Annotated in this window: 18 protein-coding genes; 7 read left to right on the plus strand and 11 right to left on the minus strand. The window is 49.4% G+C overall.

What is annotated here, in order from left to right; all coding sequences use genetic code 11:
• The first annotated feature begins 22 nt into the window (after positions 1-22).
• A complete protein-coding gene (locus BLP64_RS01555; RefSeq protein ID WP_176754877.1) occupies positions 23-1,051 on the plus strand; it encodes a DUF3549 family protein in 1,029 nt (342 codons plus the stop codon).
• Positions 1,048-1,371 (plus strand): DUF3301 domain-containing protein, encoded by a 324-nt coding sequence (locus BLP64_RS01560; RefSeq protein ID WP_092591035.1) that lies wholly within the window; start codon positions 1,048-1,050, stop codon positions 1,369-1,371. Before BLP64_RS01555 ends, BLP64_RS01560 begins: the two co-directional genes overlap by 4 nt.
• Here BLP64_RS01560 and BLP64_RS01565 read toward each other — a convergent pair.
• From BLP64_RS01565 to syd, 3 genes are all read right to left on the minus strand, one after another.
• Positions 1,325-1,666 carry an Mpo1-like protein gene (locus tag BLP64_RS01565; protein WP_092591037.1) on the minus strand — a complete coding sequence of 114 codons (342 nt, stop codon included), beginning with the start codon at positions 1,664-1,666 and terminating at the stop codon, positions 1,325-1,327. The genes BLP64_RS01560 and BLP64_RS01565 overlap by 47 nt on opposite strands.
• Entirely contained in the window at positions 1,656-2,318 is a 663-nt protein-coding gene (locus BLP64_RS01570; RefSeq protein WP_092591039.1) for a GNAT family N-acetyltransferase, read from the minus strand. The genes BLP64_RS01565 and BLP64_RS01570 overlap by 11 nt, the downstream gene beginning before the upstream one ends.
• 107 nt (positions 2,319-2,425) lie before the next feature.
• On the minus strand, positions 2,426-2,998 hold the full coding sequence (syd, locus tag BLP64_RS01575) for a SecY-interacting protein (protein ID WP_092591041.1): 573 nt from the start codon (positions 2,996-2,998) through the stop codon (positions 2,426-2,428).
• A gap of 96 nt (positions 2,999-3,094) precedes the next feature.
• Between syd and queF the strand changes: the two genes are divergently transcribed.
• From queF to BLP64_RS01595, 4 genes are all read left to right on the plus strand, one after another.
• A complete protein-coding gene (queF, locus tag BLP64_RS01580; protein WP_092591043.1) occupies positions 3,095-3,928 on the plus strand; it encodes an NADPH-dependent 7-cyano-7-deazaguanine reductase QueF in 834 nt (277 codons plus the stop codon).
• A gap of 18 nt (positions 3,929-3,946) precedes the next feature.
• A complete protein-coding gene (gene ppnN / locus BLP64_RS01585) occupies positions 3,947-5,305 on the plus strand; it encodes a nucleotide 5'-monophosphate nucleosidase PpnN (protein WP_092591045.1) in 1,359 nt (452 codons plus the stop codon).
• Positions 5,306-5,338: 33 nt separating this feature from the next.
• Positions 5,339-5,701 (plus strand): DUF3192 domain-containing protein, encoded by a 363-nt coding sequence (locus tag BLP64_RS01590; protein ID WP_092591047.1) that lies wholly within the window; start codon positions 5,339-5,341, stop codon positions 5,699-5,701.
• A 93-nt stretch (positions 5,702-5,794) separates the two neighbouring features.
• The gene (locus BLP64_RS01595; protein WP_092591049.1) at positions 5,795-6,799 is read left to right on the plus strand and encodes an isocitrate dehydrogenase; all 1,005 of its coding nucleotides are present in this window, start codon (positions 5,795-5,797) and stop codon (positions 6,797-6,799) included.
• Positions 6,800-6,901: 102 nt separating this feature from the next.
• On the opposite strand, the gene rlmM is transcribed toward BLP64_RS01595, so the two are convergent.
• Genes rlmM through BLP64_RS01635 form a run of 8 tightly spaced genes read right to left on the minus strand, consistent with a single transcriptional unit; the run spans position 6,902 to position 15,078 of the window.
• Positions 6,902-8,002 carry a 23S rRNA (cytidine(2498)-2'-O)-methyltransferase RlmM gene (gene rlmM, locus BLP64_RS01600; RefSeq protein WP_092591051.1) on the minus strand — a complete coding sequence of 367 codons (1,101 nt, stop codon included), beginning with the start codon at positions 8,000-8,002 and terminating at the stop codon, positions 6,902-6,904.
• Between the two features lie 9 nt (positions 8,003-8,011).
• Positions 8,012-8,653, minus strand: coding sequence for an alpha/beta family hydrolase (locus BLP64_RS01605; protein ID WP_092591053.1), 642 nt, complete (start codon positions 8,651-8,653; stop codon positions 8,012-8,014).
• Positions 8,643-9,548, minus strand: coding sequence for a transcriptional regulator GcvA (locus BLP64_RS01610; protein ID WP_176754882.1), 906 nt, complete (start codon positions 9,546-9,548; stop codon positions 8,643-8,645). The genes BLP64_RS01605 and BLP64_RS01610 overlap by 11 nt, the downstream gene beginning before the upstream one ends.
• 4 nt (positions 9,549-9,552) lie before the next feature.
• Entirely contained in the window at positions 9,553-10,317 is a 765-nt protein-coding gene (locus tag BLP64_RS01615; RefSeq protein ID WP_092591057.1) for an SDR family oxidoreductase, read from the minus strand.
• Between the two features lie 11 nt (positions 10,318-10,328).
• Complete coding sequence (gene mmsB / locus BLP64_RS01620; RefSeq protein ID WP_092591059.1) at positions 10,329-11,222, minus strand: 3-hydroxyisobutyrate dehydrogenase; 894 nt, start codon at positions 11,220-11,222, stop codon at positions 10,329-10,331.
• A gap of 29 nt (positions 11,223-11,251) precedes the next feature.
• Positions 11,252-12,376, minus strand: a complete 1,125-nt coding sequence (locus BLP64_RS01625; protein ID WP_092591061.1) for an enoyl-CoA hydratase/isomerase family protein — start codon at positions 12,374-12,376, stop codon at positions 11,252-11,254.
• A 32-nt stretch (positions 12,377-12,408) separates the two neighbouring features.
• Positions 12,409-13,566 (minus strand): acyl-CoA dehydrogenase family protein, encoded by a 1,158-nt coding sequence (locus BLP64_RS01630; RefSeq protein ID WP_092591063.1) that lies wholly within the window; start codon positions 13,564-13,566, stop codon positions 12,409-12,411.
• A 12-nt stretch (positions 13,567-13,578) separates the two neighbouring features.
• Entirely contained in the window at positions 13,579-15,078 is a 1,500-nt protein-coding gene (locus tag BLP64_RS01635) for a CoA-acylating methylmalonate-semialdehyde dehydrogenase (protein WP_092591065.1), read from the minus strand.
• A 122-nt stretch (positions 15,079-15,200) separates the two neighbouring features.
• Between BLP64_RS01635 and BLP64_RS01640 the strand changes: the two genes are divergently transcribed.
• Positions 15,201-16,106, plus strand: coding sequence for a helix-turn-helix transcriptional regulator (locus tag BLP64_RS01640; protein WP_092591067.1), 906 nt, complete (start codon positions 15,201-15,203; stop codon positions 16,104-16,106).
• Position 16,107 lies beyond the last annotated feature (1 nt).

The raw sequence follows: 16,107 nt of genomic DNA on the forward strand, positions 1-16,107 counted from the left end.
AATGACCCATGTTGCAAGTTTCATGACCATAACGAATCTCGCTGAACTGTTAAACAGCAGCCAAAGTGATTATCTCATTTATGATTTAGGGCGAATTGTCCAACCCATTGCGGTCACAGAATTTGCCGAAATCTGTGCCCAGCAACGCCCCTACCCTTACCCCTTGCAGCACCACGCTTGGTTTGCGGTCGTGTTTTGGGGCGCCCAACAACCGGCAGAACCATTTATTTGGTTTTTAAAGTTCCCCCTAGATGAACGCGGGTTACTCAATCATCTTGCACAACAGGAATTTATTGCCCAAGTGCTGGCATTACTGGGGCAACAATTAACTCATGCGTTAACGCCCGAGCAAGAACAACAGCTCCAGCAATCCCCTTACCTGTTTTTGCCCGCTGAGGCAAAACGAGCCGCTTTTCATGCCAAACTCACCCATCATTGGCAGCATGCACCGTCAGCCTTCTATGATTTAGCAAAAGCTGAATTGGAACAGCCCAGTGCCGAGGGTTGGCAACAAATTGGCTTGCAAGGAATTCATGACGTCATCACGCGTTTAGAACCGAACTCCAGCACCTGCCAGGCCATTGCGAACCATTTTGCTCATTATCCCGAACCGCTGCAAAATGCCGTGACCGAAGCCTTAGAGCACGGCGTGCCACCCCCACTGCTAGCGAATCAACTACAGCAGCTTATGCAGCAACCCACAGCACCGGCCGCGGTGCGGCTCAATGCACTCCGCGCGTTAGCAGGCTGCGCGTTACAAGCGACCGTGTATGAAAGCTGGGAGCAGCAACTGGAACAAGCCTCGGTTGATGAACTGGTCATTATTGCGGCCCGGCATTGGCCCGCACTCGCACACAGCAGCCCAAGATTAGAGCGCTATTTGATGCAAGTGGCGAAACAAAACAACCCCGCCTTATTTGCCGGTTTGGTGCGTGATTTGTTGCAACTTCCGAGTACTCGGGTCGCTGCGCTAAGCCTATTGCAACGCAATGACCTGCCCGCAGTGCTGTATCAAGCCTGGCAACAATTTATTGGTACCCACAGCACATGATCCTTCTCGACGTTATTTTATTGCTCTTGATTGTCTGGGTCGGCTACCTCTTTTGGTTAGGTCGACGCCAGGCGGAGCAGGCACGCCGCTACATTGAGCGGTATTGTCAGCAACATCAATTGCAGTTGTTAGATTGTGCGTGGCAACGGGGATATCCAGCAAAGCGAGGACGTTATGTGGGCTGGCTCAGTCATTATGAGTTTCGCTTCAGCAGCGATGGCGAAACTCGTTATGTTGGTTCCGCCACGCTCCTTAACTTACGTTTGGTGCAAATTACGACGCCACCTTATCGGCTGCCGGCGGAGTCGGACCTACCTTAATCCCGACCAATCGCAATAGGAACTGGCCATACATCACCCAATCCCCAAGCAATGAATACAATGGGTATTTAAACGTTGCAGGTTTGTTTTTCTCAAACACAAAATGGCCAAACCATGCAAACCCATACCCTAAGATAGGCAGCAGCACTAACCAGAGCCATTGTTGAGTGAGCACGGCATAGGCCAACACCACCAGCACCAAGGTACTGCCGATATAATGCAGCGCGCGACAGCGACGGTCGGCATGCTCCGCTAAGTAATAGGGATAAAAGTCGCGGAATCGATTAAACTGCATGATCCACCCCCTGGGCCTGTTCACGGGATTGAAATAACAATTGCCCGTTAATTTGCCCCACTTCTAGTTCCGCAATGGTTTGATAGCCATGATTTTTGAACAAGCTTAAAAACCCGGGATGAGTGACATACACCGCGAGCCCGCGTGATGCCGGTTCTTCTTCCATGGCCGTTTGTGCAGCTCGCACCAGCAAGTCGCCCCATCCTTGTTGTTGATAACGTGGGCTGACAGCTAAAAACGCCAACATATGAAAATCATCGCCCCCAATGGCAGCTTGAATGAGTCGTTCTTTTTCTAATAATTGCTTGGTACTCACATAGCCAGCGGTAAGCAACATTTTCAAACGCCACTGCCAATACTTCCCCGGGCCAAAGCTCTTCCCAGGTTGCGTTAAACAGGCGACGCCAATGAGGGAATCCCCATCATAAACCCCAAACATGGGCTGTTTAGCATCCCAAAACGCCAGTAATTCTTCACGGATTGCCGCTCTTAATCGTTGTTCGTAATCAGGTTTATCCGCTTGGAAAAGAGACATAAATAACGCATCATCATAATACGCTTGATACAGTAACGAGGCAGCTAACTTGAGGTCTTCTGCGACCAAGTACGTCAGTTGCCCGTCACGGAGTTGAGTCGCTTGAATTGTGGGCATGAGGTGTCCTTCCTATTCCTGTGAATAGACAATAACCAGTGCACGCTATGGTGCCTTGGTGAATAAACAACCATCCTCAAATTACTTGATCTCGATCAATTATGCTACTATTGCGTTGCTGGAGTTGTTGTTAAGTCGACCACCCGTGGTTCTAATTCACTTAAAAACTGAGCCAACGAGGGGGCTAATATTTCATGCTGCGGTTGCCCAACAAACTCTAACCCTACCTGTCCCGTCTGATTATCTACGCTGATGAGCAGATCTTCAGATTCTTCAGCCAAGCCAATAAAACAAGTGATTGGCTGACGCAGGCGACGCTTCATTAATACGTGTCCGGCTAAGTTGGCTTGTAACCGCTCGCCGTCCTCGGTGCAATGATTCTGTAACAATAGTAATGGATGATCCGCGTACGAAGCGAATAAGTCGGCAGCAAACCAGCGGCCAAAGAAAATATCGAGATCAGTATGCAATGGCTGTTCTAACGCATGTGCGAGCCCTTTAAATTGGAATATCTCGGTCTGCCGAATCGGCTGCCACTGGCCCCATTCGTCCGTAACAGCAGCCCCATAAATAGGCGCTTGCCATTCATCATAGTGTTCCGTCAGTAGTGCCACTTGGGCCGCGCTATAGGCCGCAACATAACGGCGGATGAAATTATCAAGCTCAATTGCTAACGACATCACATTCTCTTTAAAGTGTTTTTCTGGAATCTCGAGAGCAGCAAGGCTACAATGGTCTGCTGCGTTTTATTTAAGTAGTGTAACAGGTAATTAAATTTGAAGAACCCAACTCTTGATCATTTAAACTTAGGCCAACCCACCGTTTATCCTGAGCATTATGATGCTGCCTTATTACAAGCCGTTCCTCGGCAATTAAATCGGACCCCCATTGGGCTCGCTGAGGGGCAACCCTTACCCTTTCAAGGCGACGATATTTGGCACGGATATGAACTCTCATGGTTGGACCAAAAAGGGTTGCCACAAGTGGCCGTGGCAGAGTTTCGGGTTCCCTGTCACAGCCCGAATCTCATTGAATCCAAGTCATTCAAGCTCTACTTAAATAGTTACAATGACACCCGCTGGGCAAGCTGGGAACAGGTACAAGAGCAACTGACGGTCGACCTTTCAGCATGCGCAGGAGCACCGGTTACCGTGGTGTTAAACACCCTGGCACAAGCACAACGTCAAGCCTTTGGTGAACTACCAGGCCATTGCCTCGATCACCAAGAATTGACGATTGATTGTTACCAGTACCGTCCCGAATTATTGCAATTAGCTTCAACAGACATGGTCGAGGAAACCCTCCATAGTCACCTGTTGAAATCAAATTGCTTAATCACCAACCAACCGGACTGGGGTTCCGTACTCATTCGGTACCGAGGCCCAGCCATTGATCACGCCGCTTTATTGCGCTACATCATCTCATTTAGACAACATAATGAGTTCCATGAGCAATGCGTTGAGCGGATTTATATGGATATTAAAACGCGACTCAAACCGAGCGAACTCACCGTGTATGCACGTTATACACGTCGTGGGGGGCTAGACATTAATCCGTTTCGTTCTGATTTTGAACCCACCCCACAATCCGCACGGTTGTGTCGCCAATAACGACTGATAGGATAGTTTATGAAGAAATATACAATCGCGCCACGTGGCAGCATGAGCTTACTTTCACAGCTTGAAATTAATCGACTCAAACAAAGCAATAACGAAGCACTGTATCGATTATTCCGTAACTGCTGCTTGGCGGTGTTGAACGCTGGTAGTACGACCGATAGCAGTGCAGAAATTTTTGATAAATTTCACGATTTTGATGTGAACCTTTTGCGTTGCGAACGGGGAGTGTTGTTAGAGCTTATCAATCCACCCGCAGACGCCTTCGTGGACGGCAAGTTAATTGTGGGTATGCAGGAATTAGTGGAAGCCGTACTCCGCGATATTCTTTACACTGGAGAGCGTTACAACGCCCAAACACTCGACTCGGCGGATACCCATACCCTCACCCACGTTGTGTTTGATATTTTACGCAACGCCCAAGTGGTCCAGCCAAGCTTAGAACCCAACGTCATTGTCTGCTGGGGTGGTCACTCCATCAGTGAAATTGAGTACAAATACACCAAAGAAGTCGGCTATCAACTCGGCTTGCGTGATCTCAATATCTGTACCGGCTGTGGTCCTGGTGCCATGAAAGGCCCGATGAAAGGGGCCACCATTGGTCATGCGAAACAGCGTATTACCGATGTGCGCTATATCGGTCTTACCGAACCAGGCATTATTGCCGCAGAGCCACCAAACCCGATCGTGAACGAACTGGTGATTATGCCGGATATCGAAAAACGTTTGGAAGCCTTTGTGCGCTGTGCGCACGGGATTGTGATTTTCCCAGGTGGTGCAGGAACCGCCGAAGAACTGCTCTATATCCTTGGCATTCTGATGCACCCAGATAACCAACGTCAGGTGTATCCGATTATCCTAACCGGCCCAGAATGCAGCCGTGGCTACTTTGATGCCATTGACGACTTCATTGTCGCTACCTTGGGTGAAGAAGCTCGTAAACTCTATGAAATCATTGTGGCAGACCCTGTTACCGTCGCCCGTAAAATGACCCAAGGCGTGGCCGACGTGAAAGAGTATCGTCGCGCCACCGGTGATTCGTACAGCTTTAACTGGACCTTATATATCGACGAAGAGTTTCAGCGGCCGTTTGTGCCAAACCACGACAATGTACGTCACTTAAATCTGCACTATAATCAAGAACCGCAAAAGCTGGCGGCCAATTTACGTCGCGCTTTTTCGGCCATTGTGGCAGGCAACGTGAAGGACGATGGGATTCGTGCCATTCGAGAGTATGGCGTGTTCGAAATTCACGGGGACACGGGCTTGATGAAGAAATTGGACGTATTGTTACAGGCGTTCGTCGAACAAGGACGGATGAAACTCCCTGGTTCGGTGTATCATCCCTGCTATCGTGTGGTTACCGATTAATCGGTTATTAGGAGGCTCTCGTTCGTGTCAAAAATGCTCAAAATTGTGATTATTGGTTTTGCCGTTTACTTTGCTGCGACAGCCATTGTGTTGCAGCTCTATCAGGCGGATCCAGAAAATATGAGCTGGCAAGAGCGTGAGACCTTTAACTTGAAGCAAATCGGTCGGTTAAACCTTGGCACCCCACGTGATGATGTCATTCGTCTGTTGGGGTCGCCTGATATTAGTGAAGCAAAAGTCACCGATAGTGGTGAGATTTTAATCCTTTTTTATCGCACCCATCACGTCAAATCAGATGGCATCACCACGCGTGATGAATGCACTCCCCTGCTCTTTAAAGACAGCAAACTCATTGCTTGGGGTGCAGACGCTTATAGTGAATATCAATCATTTTAATGGTGGTTTACCGCAGTCCATCGAACAAAATCAGGTACAATAACATCTGATTTTGTTCGATTTCCCCTCCTTGAGAAGTAAGAAGGTACCCCCATGAGCACCACAATTACCGTAATTCCAGGTGATGGAATTGGTCCTGATATCATTGACGCCACCCTTAAAATTCTAGATAAAGCCGGCTGTAATTTTACTTATGAATATGCCGATGCTGGCTTAAGTGCGCTAGAAAAGACCGGTGAGCTGTTGCCCCAAGCAACCCTTGATGCCATTGCTCGCAATCCAGCCACCTTGAAAGGTCCACTCACCACACCCGTGGGTGAAGGATTCACTTCAATTAACGTTAGCTTGCGCAAGCACTTTAATTTATACGCTAACTTGCGTCCTGTGAAATCATTTAAAGGCACTCAAGCGCGCTACGAAGACATTGATATCATTACCATTCGTGAAAATACCGAAGGAATGTATTCCGGTTTGGGACAAGTGGTCTCAGACGATGGCCAAGAAGCCCAAGCAGTCAGTCAAATTACCCGCCAAGGGGCTGAGCGTATCGTGCGTTTTGCGTATGAATTGGCTCGCCGTGAAGGCCGTAAAAAAGTCACTGCGGTTCACAAAGCCAATATTTTGAAATCAACGTCCGGCCTGTTCTTAAAAGTTGCTCGTGAAATCGCAGCGGAGTACCCAGACATTCAATCAGAAGAAATGATTGTGGACGCGGTGTGCATGAAGTTGGTGATGAATCCAGAGCAGTTCGACGTTATTGTTACCACCAACTTATTCGGTGATATTTTATCGGATCTTTGTGCGGGCTTGGTCGGCGGGCTTGGCTTGGCACCAGGTGCCAATATCGGTGACCAATCAGCAATTTTTGAAGCGGTGCACGGTTCTGCACCGGACATTGCTGGTAAAAACTTAGCGAACCCAACCTCTGTTATTTTGGGTGCTATCCAAATGCTGGAATATTTGGGCATGCAAGATCACGCCAAGCGTATCTTAGCTGCGGTGACCGATGTCATTGCCAGCGGTGACCGTACCACCAGAGATTTGGGTGGCACCGGCGGCACCACCGAGTTTACGCAAGCCATTATTGAGCGATTATAAGCGTTCTGCGCGAAGAAAAAGCGCTCTCAGCAAACAAAAAGCCCGCGATTTTCATCAGCGGGCTTTTCTTCATGCGTTGTCACCGGTCTGGTTCGTTAATAATTACGAGGACGGAACCATACGCAGATGCACGGTAATCTCTTCACGGTCGTGGTATAAATGCTTCGCTTGAATTTCAAACGCTCCGCGCCCTTCCATCGCCAAAGTTTCTCGCATCTGCTCCAAATATTCTGTAACAGCTGCATACCGCCGCTTCATCGGCAACTTCAGATTGAAAATTGCTTCTCGGCAATCCCCGTCAATCACCCATTGCGTCATCAATGCCGCCACTCGACTCGGTTGTTCAACCATGTCACACACGAGCCAAGTCACATTCTTTTTCTTCGGGCGAAACTTGAAGCCATCTTCACGAATGTGTTTTACCTGCCCGGTTTCCAATAAGCTCTCAGCCATGGGCCCGTTATCAACCGCCTGTACCATCATCCCGCGGCGGACCAGTTGATAGGTCCAGCCCCCTGGCGCGGCGCCGAGATCCACCGCATTCATCCCCGATTGAACCCGTTGCTCGCGCTCGTTTGCGGGCAAAAATACTTGAAAGGCTTCGTCGAGTTTTAAGGTGGAACGGCTCGGTGCATCACTCGGAAAACGGAGTCGCGGAATTCCCATCAACCATGGCGACTGATTAAACGAATACGAAAAACCAAGATACAGTTCCTGATTACTCAAGAAAAACGCATGCAAGGTAGGGCGACGATCCGATTCCGCTGGAGTTAACCAGTCAATCACTCGCATGCCTTGGCGTAACGGCACCGTGAACTTACGGCAAAACTTTGATAATTCTTTACCATCGTTGGTGTCAGGCACTTCCACCCGTAAACTGCCAGCCGGTTTAATAGCAGCGAACAGTTCGCTCAGCTCATCGTCCAGCAAGGCAACTTGAATGGCACTCACCCGATCGGTGGTGGGCAACTCGCGCAAATGTGCCAAAATCACAATAAATTGACGGGTGAAGAGCAGCTCCCGCAATAACAGTTTCTTCCCCAGGTGTTCACTTTCTTCTGGCTGACAACGATAGATTACATACCCTTGTTGTGGCTGCGTTTGACAATAACCAAACACGCCCAGTCGTGCTGCTTTATCCTGCAATTCAGCCGCACAGTCACTCTCAAACCCTGGCCGACAGTAGGCTAGTATCCCGTTCATGATTTCCCCTTAAGACGTTCGCTCAACGTGCTGGATAAATTGTACCACGACATCGACCGCCTCTTGCCATAAAACCTCACGAGATAAACCACTGCGGCGGGTGGGTTCGAAACTATGATCCCCGCCAGCGAGCCAATGGCAGGTCACATTCTTAGGCAAGGGGTAACTTGCAACTTCTTCGGGCTTCCCAAATGGATCACGGGTTCCTTGCAGGATTAAGTTATTGACACACTGATTTTGCAATTCAGTAATGCGCAAACGTTCGGGCTTACCCACGGGATGAAACGGAAACCCCAAAGCAATCGCAGCTTTTGCTCCCAGTGTATCGGCAATTTGAAACGCAACCCGTGAACCCATGGATTTCCCCATTAAATACAAGGGTTTATTATCATCAAATTGGGTAACCACAGTGGCCATTGAATGGCATAAAGCTGGCATTCGTTGGGGTGGTCGGCGCACGCCGGTATCCATGAATTGTTGCCAATAAGGGAAATTAAAACGCACAACTTCAATATCATTCAATGCTAACGCCAAGGCAAAGAACTGCATAAAGTCGCTCTGCAACCCCGCACCGGCGCCATGGGCAAACACTACCCGGACGGACCCGCTAGGGTTATCACGATGGACAGCGACCCGTTGGCTAGCTTTCATAGCTATCTTCTTCCTCTTCAACGGTTTGCAGGATCCATTGTCGAAACGTCGCAATTTTACCTACTTCTGCTTGAGATTCACGGCAGACTAAATAGAAGGATTTTTCCCGTGGTAACGCGTCAGGAAAAATTTGAATCAAATGCCCTGCATCAATTTCCGGCTTCACTAACACGTTGTTCGCCAGCGCCACCCCTTGACCATAAACGGCAGCTTTAAGAGCTAAGTTGGAGTGGCTAAAGATAGGTCCGTTATCGCCTTTATTTTTATCAATACCGACCAATTTGAACCAATCTTTCCAAGCATTTCGTGTTTCATCATGAAGCAGCGTATGATTCAATAAATCACGCGGCTCACGCAGGGGAATATGACTTTTTAACAAATTGGGGGAACACACGGGAATCAGATATTCGTTGTGAAGTTTGTAAGCTTTCAGCCCCGGCCATTTGCCTGCGCCATAATAAATCGCTACATCGACGTCTTCCGTTAAGGAACCATCGACTTCATCAACTGCTCGAATCCTGACGTCAATATCGGGATAGGCTTCACGAAACCGATTCAGCCGGGGAACAAACCATAAAATGGCAAAACTCGGCGGCAGTGAAATGGTCAATGAACCACGTTGGCTCGCGTACCTGACCTTGTCGGTAGCTTGCACAATATGGTCAAAAATTTCTTTCAGCTCTAAGTAATAGGTTTGCCCCTCAGGCGTCAGTAACAACGAACGATTACGGCGCAAAAATAATTGCACCCCCAAAAACTCCTCCAACGCTTTTACTTGATGGCTGACCGCAGCTTGCGTCACGTACAACTCTTCCGCTGCCCGGGTAAAACTTAAATGACGGGCAGCGGCTTCAAAGGCTTTCAGAGCATTCAGTGGGGGTAATTTACGCATGATCTAATTACAGACGAACGCCTCCATCGATTTCAATCACACGGCCGCTGAAAAAGTCATTTTCGATGATATAACGGGCGCTGTGTGCAATTTCATCTGGCTGTCCCCAGCGCCGCAAGGGAACCATTCCCAACGCTCGCTCAACGGCTTCTGGTTTCATTTGTGCGGTCATGGGTGTTTCAATAAAGCCAGGTGCAATCGCCCCGCAACGGATGCCAAATCGCCCAAGCTCACGAGCCCAAGTGACCGTCATCGCCACCACGCCGGCTTTGGTTGCAGCATAGTTGGTTTGGCCAATATTACCTGCACGAGCCACGCTAGAGATGTTAATAATCACCCCGCCTTGGTTGGCCTTTGCCATATGTGCTGCTGCTTCACGGCCACACAGAAAACTGCCGGTTAGATTTACATCCAACACCGACTGGAATTGTTCCAGCGGCATTTTATGAGTGATTTCGCCATCTTTGCATTTAATCAGCATGCCATCACGGAGAATGCCAGCATTGTTGATGAGCACCTGGATACTGCCAAAATCCTCAATAATACGATTAAATACTGCTTCAACAGCGGCTTCGTCGGTCACGTCCACCACATAACCTTTGACCTGCTTGGCACCTTTGCTCAAGCAAATTTGCTCCGCTTCACGCAGGGTATCAGCATTCATATCAATCAACGCCAATTGGGCACCGTCAGCAGCAAAATGCTCTGCCATTGAACGCCCTAACCCTTGCGCTCCACCTGTAATTACAATGGTACTAGCCGAAATTTTCATACTGAGTTCCGTTATTTTTGTTTCGCTTCAAGTAACTTGAAAATGCTGGAGAAGTCTTTCCGCCCGTGGCCTAATGCAGACCAACTGCGATATAAGTTGTGGGTGAGTGCCCCCATTGGAGTCATTGCCCCACTGGCTAATGCAGCTTGCTGAGCCAACCCGAGATCCTTACTCATTAAATCGACCAAAAAGCCGCCTTCATAATCGCGACTGGCAGGTGCTTTCTCCATGACCCCTGGGCAGGGATTATAAACATCTAGCGTCCAATTACTACCTGAGCTTTTAGCCATGATCTCCGACAGCACCGTGGCGTCCAACCCATGCGCGATGCCAAGCTGCAATGCTTCCGAGGTTCCGACCATCAATACTGACAACAGCATGTTGTTACAGATTTTGGCAATTTGTCCGGCTCCAGCAGCCCCAGCATGGAAAATATTCTTCCCCATATGGGTTAAAACTTCATGCGCACGATTGACTGCACTGGCTTCACCGCCACAAATAAAGGTTAAGGTACCCGCTTGAGCACCGCCCACGCCTCCTGAAACCGGCGCGTCAATAAATGCGACCCCACGCGCAGCAAATGCTTCATGAACAGCTTGTGCCGTAGCCGCACTAACGGTACTGCAATCAATCACTAAGGCTGTTGCAGCCACCTGTTGAACCAGCCCTTGCTCACCCAGATAAACGGTTTGAACATGGTGGTCAGCAGGGAGCATCGTAATGACAAAATCTGCATCCTGAGCTGCCGCGCCTGCTGACGCCGCCACATCACACCCCGCCGCCACGGCAGCCTCAAGTGCTGCCGGCAACAAGTCAAATACGCGAACCTGATGTCCGCCTTTAACTAGGTTGGCCGCCATGGGGCCACCCATATTACCTAATCCAATAAATCCTACTTGTGCCATGATTCACTCCGGCAATGTGTTATTGTTGGTTATTGGCCTAAGTGTGCCAGCGGATGCTCCGCAGCGTCCCAAGGCGAGGTGAAAAATTCATCGATGGTTTCTGCCTCAACATCGGCCACTGAGGCATGTTGCCAGTTAGGTTGCTTGTCTTTATCGATTAACAACGCCCGGACGCCTTCGGCAAAATCACCCTTCACCGCACAATTAACCGATAAGGTGAGTTCTAACCGGAAGCAATCAGCCAAGCTTAAATCAGCGCCATGTTGCAACTGATTCCAGACAATATGAGCAGTCATCGGGCAGCCCCCGGCAAGATTGTTACGCGCCCGCGTCACCCATGGATCGTCCGTGTTATCTGCTAGAATTTGCTGTACCACGCTCACCACATCCGGCCCTGACGTTAGTTTTTTCAGTAAGGGTAACTGTGCTTCCACCTGACTGGCTGGACGCAATGCGCCATCCCGCGCACTGAATTGATTCAGTAAGTCGGTCACTTTTTCATGGTTTAACGCAGCAGTATCGCCCCATTGAATGGCCTGCAAACCATTTATCACGTCGGCTTTGCTGGTGCTTGCTACAAAGTGATCTGCCAAATTCAAGAACAGCGCGTCCGTTGCATTCATATGCGCCCCAGTCAGTCCTAAAAACAACCCACACCCTGCTGGCATTTGATTGAGAAAGTGCGTGGCCCCTACATCGGGATACAAGCCAATGGTAATTTCAGGCATAGCCAATAAGGAACGTTCGGTCACAATCCGATGACTCGCGCCGTTCATCAACCCCATTCCCCCACCCATCACAATGCCATGGCCCCAAACAATGAACGGCTTGGGAAAGGTGTGGATGGCATAATCGAGGCGATATTCTTGACTAAAAAAGTCCGCCACTTCCTCGACTAAAACACCCGGTTGAGATTTCATCGCGTGATACATGGAAACAATATCGCCGCCGGCACAAAAGGCTTTTTCGCCCGCCCCCTGCAACACCACACAAGCGATATCATCAGCTGCGGCCCATTGTTCAAGTTTTGGTAAAAAACCTTGAATCATCGGTAAGCTTAACGCATTCAGTGACTTTTCTGAGTTTAGTGTCACCACACCAATGCGTTTGCCGTGATTGGCTTCGAGCTCATCGAACAAAATAACGGAATCCATTATCTTCTCCTTCAATGACAACAAAGCCACCCTTAAAGGATGGCTCGGTCCATATCTGCTAACAATCGGCGAGCAATAATCACTCGCATAATTTCGTTGGTGCCTTCCAAGATTTGGTGCACCCGCACATCGCGGACATGTCGCTCTAATGGGTATTCTTTGATATACCCGTAGCCACCGTGAATCTGTAGCGCTTCGTTACACACCTGAAAGCCCACGTCTGTTGCAAAGCGTTTTGCCATCGCGCAATAGGTGGTTTTATCAGGATCATTGGTATCCACCTTAAACGCCGCCAACCGGACCATTTGCCGTGCTGCGACAAGTTCCGTCGCCATATCCGCGAGTTTAAACTGCAACGCTTGAAACTGCGCTAAGGCTTGGCCAAATTGACTGCGCTCATGCATGTATTGACGGGCTGTTTCTAAGGCTGCTTGCGCGGTGCCTACCGAGCACACGGCAATATTAATGCGCCCGCCATCCAGCCCCATCATGGCAAACTTAAAGCCTTCGCCTTCTTGGCCCAAAATATGGTTGGCAGGAATGCGCACATCTTCAAAGGTCACCAGACGTGTGGGTTGCGCGTTCCAACCCATTTTCGCTTCTTTTTTGCCATAACTGATTCCAGGCGCATCGGCAGGCACAATAAATGCTGAAATGCCGCGTGGGCCTGCTTCTCCCGTGCGTGCCATCACGACCAGCACATCGGTACTGCCGGCACCAGAGATAAACATTTTGGAGCCATTCAAGACATAGTCATCTCCGTCACGCTTAGCAGTGGTTCGTAAACTTGCCGCATCGGAACCTGCACCGGGTTCAGTCAAGCAATAAGACCCCAGTTTTTCACCGGTCACGAGCTCCGGCACCCACTGCTCAATCAATTCAGCTTGGGCGAAGGAGCCGATCATCCAGGTCACCATGTTATGAATGGTCATCATCGCAGTCGTTGCGGTACATCCCATGGCTAATTGCTCAAAAATAAGCGCAGCATCAAGGCGGCTCATACCAAACCCACCTGCAGCCTCTGGGGTATACATTCCCATAAAGCCCATTTCACCTGCTTTCCGGAATACTTCGATCGGAAAATGTGCTGTTTCATCCCATTCGGCAGCGAACGGCTTCAATTCTTTTTCAGCAAACGCACGTGCCGTATCGACAAAGGCCAACTGGTCGTCAGTTAAATTAAAGTCCATCACTACATCCTTTTACTTCAAATGAATGGTCATGTTTGGGCCACTTACGTCGGCAATATCACTTTCGTACCAACGTGCGGTGATGGTTTTCGTTTCGCTATAGAAGCGGACCGCTTGCTTGCCATAAGCATGTAAATCACCAAAGAACGAACCTTTCCAACCGGTGAATGAGAAGAACGGCAATGGCACCGGAATGGGAATATTAATCCCCACTTGACCCACTTCGACTTCGTGCTGATATTTCCGTGCGGCAGCACCACTGGCGGTGAAAATCGACGTCCCATTCCCGTACGGGTTTGCATTCACAACCGCTAAGGCATGATCCAGGCTATCGACTTCCATCGCACACAATACCGGACCAAAAATTTCGTTCTTGTAAATTTCCATGTCGGTGGTCACGCCACTAAACATGGTTGGTCCCACCCAGTTGCCATTGGGGTAGCCTTCCACTTCACAGTTGCGGCCATCAACCAGAAGCTCAGCGCCTTCCGTAACACCTTGTGAAATGAAGTTTTCCACCCGCTGTTTTGCTTGCGGGCTAATTAACGGACCGTAGGCTGCATTGGTATCGTTCCATGCACCCGGCTTCACTTTCGCGAGTTCGGCGGCAACTTCTGGAATCCACTCACGTGCAGAGCCAACAAACAAGGCCACCGAAATAGCCATACAGCGTTGGCCAGCTGCCCCAACGGAAGCCCCCACTAAATTACTAATCACTTGGGATTTATTAGCGTCAGGCATGATCACACAGTGGTTTTTCGCCCCAGCAAACGCTTGCACACGTTTCATGTTTTCAGTACCGCGGCGATAAATGTACTGCCCGACCGGCACGGAACCGACAAACGAAATGGCTTTAATAGCGGGCTCATCCAACAGGAAATCCACCTGTTCTTTGCCACCATGAATGACTTGCAGAACCCCTTTAGGAGCGCCAGCTTGCTCAAATAACTCAACCAATTTTGTGGGGGTGAGCGGATCTTGTTCCGACGGCTTCAAAATGAAGGTGTTACCACAGGCAATGGCGAGGGGAAACATCCACAGCGGAATCATGGCTGGGAAGTTAAACGGGGTAATGCCCGCACACACCCCAAGCGGTTGGGTGTAGCTATAGCTATCAATGCCACGAGCCACGTTTTCAACAGTTTCGCCCATCAGCAACGAAGGAATATTCGCAGCATGTTCCACCACTTCAATTCCACGCCACACATCGCCTTTGGCATCATCAAAGGTTTTGCCGGTTTCACTCGCTAAAATTGTCGCAATTTCGTCATGATGCTCTTTCAGCAACGCTTGATAACGCATCATTACGCGCGCCCGCTCAGAAACTGGCACTTCTTTCCAAGTTAAAAAGGCTTTTTTGGCGCTTGCAACCGCCCGCTGCATTTCATCCAGCGTCGCGACCGGCGCTTGGGCGATCACTTCTTGAGTGGCTGGATTGGTGACATCGATCCATTGGTCGGTGGTGGACTGAATAAATTCACCATCAATAAAAAGTGGGACCTTCTTGCTCATCTGAATAACCTCGTTGTTGTATTCATCGATTGGTTTGTACTTTTATTCTCGCTGTTTTGCGGATGCTTTAACATTGACGAACTTGCCACTATAATGGACAAAATTGCGATTTGGAGCCCATTATGAGCCAACCTTCGTCGTGGCCACTTCCTAGTGGCAGTTCACGGGTCGTCTTACCCTTAAAACTCACCCAACAACTGGCCCAACACCCTCTTACGAAACACTTATACCCGCGGGCTTATGGGCACTATGTTGATGCCTTAGGACACCAAGTTGAACGGCAATCCCATACGGATTACTTGCTCATTTTTTGCTATCGAGGCCGCGGATGGTTTCGCACCGCAACCACGCAAGGCTCGCTCGAAGCAGGGCAATTATTGCTTTTGCCCGCAGGACAAGCGCATGCTTACTCGGCCGATCTTCAACAGCCTTGGAGCATCTACTGGGCTCACTTTCAAGGCCAAGCAGCCAGTACCTGCATGAGCTTTCTTGGCCTCACCGAAACCCAGCCGGTGTTAACCCTCTCCCAATGGCGGACGTTAATTCCGGTCGTCACGCATTTACTGAACTTACAAACCCAGCGCCATCAATTCACTGCGGCGGTGGTAGCAGCCAGTCTGCTACAGCAAATTATTGCCGAGCTCCCGCGTTTAACAGTCACGGTGAAAGAGCCACAAGGGTTTGAACTCGCCGCACTGGAGCGCTTCATGTACGATAATTATCATCGCGATTTAAGCCTAGCTGACTTCGCAGAATTTGCTGGGCTCTCGCGGTTTCATTTTAGTAAAAAGTTCAAACAACTCACCGGCACCAGTCCGATGCGGTATTTCAATCAAATTCGCGTTAAAATCGCTTGTCAGCTACTGGATTCATCCACGGACTCAATTCGGCATATCGGCCAGCAACTGGGTTTTGACGATCCCTATTACTTTTCACGTTTATTTAAGAAAACCATGGGAATGTCCCCACAACACTACCGCGATAGCGCCAGCTTACGAGCCGTACAGCAGCTTCCTAAAGGAGTTTAAC

It is taken from the genome of Pseudidiomarina indica (assembly GCF_900104245.1).
Lineage (GTDB): Bacteria > Pseudomonadota > Gammaproteobacteria > Enterobacterales > Alteromonadaceae > Pseudidiomarina > Pseudidiomarina indica.